The sequence below is a fragment of the Pseudomonas sp. genome (assembly GCF_050739655.1).
Lineage (GTDB): Bacteria > Pseudomonadota > Gammaproteobacteria > Pseudomonadales > Pseudomonadaceae > Aquipseudomonas.
In genome coordinates this window covers 1-1,659 of sequence record NZ_JBOIBY010000187.1, presented here as the reverse complement: position 1 = coordinate 1,659, position 1,659 = coordinate 1, and the positions used below count along the sequence as shown (strand labels likewise).

Here is a 1,659-nt window from a genome sequence, read left to right as displayed (position 1 = left end):
TTCGACTGCGTCGAACGGCGCTGCGCGCCCATCCCCGGATGAACACCTCCACTCAGCCTGCCGAGGGGGCGGGTGGATCAAGATCAAGAGCGGCAGGCGAGCTAACGCTCGGCCTGTTGAGTGGTGAGAAGCGTGGGTGTATGCCGATCTGCCTTTGCTCTGCTCTTCTGTAGGAGCGTGCTTGCTCGCGATGGACGTCAACGATAACGCGCGCTGACTGGTTGATCGCGTTGTTCAGACGTTTTTCGCGAGCAAGCTCGCTCCTACAGGGATCTTCAGTGGCCACAAGTCCCGACTGAAAACCGGGGACCCAATGTGAGCGAGCCTGCTCGCAAAGACGGCGGGACAGTCGACATTGTACTTTCAGCCACACACCAACATATCGTTTCCACACGCCCGCGTGGGAGTGTGGCCAGGGATGCTCCGCGTTACGTTTTGGGCGTTAGCGCGGTGTAGGAAAGCGCCAGAAGTTTCCCACGCAGTTTTCAGGTTGTCCGTCGGAAGCGGGCTGAATAACCTTTGGCTGTCGCTGAAACTCAGCGATCGGGTGTGAGAACCCGGCTACTTATGGTCATCCAGAGCCTGTGCACGCATAATCGCCGCCAGCTAGTCCGCTGTCTGTAAATGCGTCATGGCGGCTGTGTGCGGGCAGACTTAGGTCTGGCCCGGGTGTCCATACCGGTTTCTCACCTCGCACATAGCTGCCACCTCTTCACCGCGTGAGAAACGGCAAGTGGTGGCCCCAGCGCTAGAGGAATGGTTTTATGGACAAATTAATCCCCGATCCCCCCTGCAACACCACCAAACCCTACAGCCCTCGCACCATGTTCATGATCGTCCCCGACATGGACACTGAAAGCCTGCTTGCCCACGCTTGTGAATCACTGGCTTCAGCCAATGTCATGGCGAGTGATTTCGCCACCTGCCTTACTGGCCCCCAGCGCAACACGGCGTTGGCCATTTCGCAGATTGTCATGTTGGCGGAGCTCGCGGTGAATCGTGCGTTGGATAACCTCGATCCGCAGTAGTTGGCCGACTGACCGCGTTATCGTTTTTCGCGAGCAACGATCGCCACCGTCCCTTTGCTCATATTCCTTCCATAAAAAAACCCGGCAAAAGCCGGGTTTTTTGTCTGGCATCGAGCTTAAGCGGTGAAGGTTTTGCCTTCGAACTGCTCAGCCACGAACTTCCAGTTGACCAGGTTCCAGAACGCTTCGACGTACTTCGGACGCAGGTTGCGGTAGTCGATGTAGTAAGCGTGTTCCCAGACGTCGCAGGTCAGCAGCGGGGTGTCGCCGCTGGTCAGCGGGTTGCCGGCACCGATGGTGCTGGCCAGGGCCAGGGAACCGTCAGCCTTCTTCACCAGCCAGCCCCAACCGGAACCGAAGGTGCCGATGGAAGTCTTGCTGAACTCTTCCTTGAACTTGTCGAACGAACCGAAAGCCGCGTTGATGGCTTCAGCCAGTGCGCCGGTTGGTTGGCCGCCAGCGTTTGGCGCCAGGCAGTTCCAGTAGAAAGTGTGGTTCCAGACCTGAGCGGCGTTGTTGAAGATACCGCCCGAGGAAGTCTTGACGATTTCTTCCAGGGTCTTGCCTTCGAACTCGGTGCCTGGCACCAGGTTGTTCAGGTTCACGACGTAGGTGTTGTGGTGCTTGTCGT

At 57.9% G+C, this 1,659-nt stretch carries 2 protein-coding genes; one reads left to right on the top strand and one right to left on the bottom strand.

Annotation, left to right across the window (positions count from 1 at the left end; all coding sequences use genetic code 11):
• Positions 1-764 precede the first annotated feature (764 nt).
• On the top strand, positions 765-1,028 hold the full coding sequence (locus tag ACRESJ_RS09155) for a DUF6124 family protein (RefSeq protein ID WP_218494265.1): 264 nt from the start codon (positions 765-767) through the stop codon (positions 1,026-1,028).
• A 116-nt stretch (positions 1,029-1,144) separates the two neighbouring features.
• On the opposite strand, the gene ACRESJ_RS09150 is transcribed toward ACRESJ_RS09155, so the two are convergent.
• A partial coding sequence (locus tag ACRESJ_RS09150; protein WP_400760662.1) for a superoxide dismutase occupies positions 1,145-1,659 on the bottom strand: 515 nt, incomplete at its 5' end.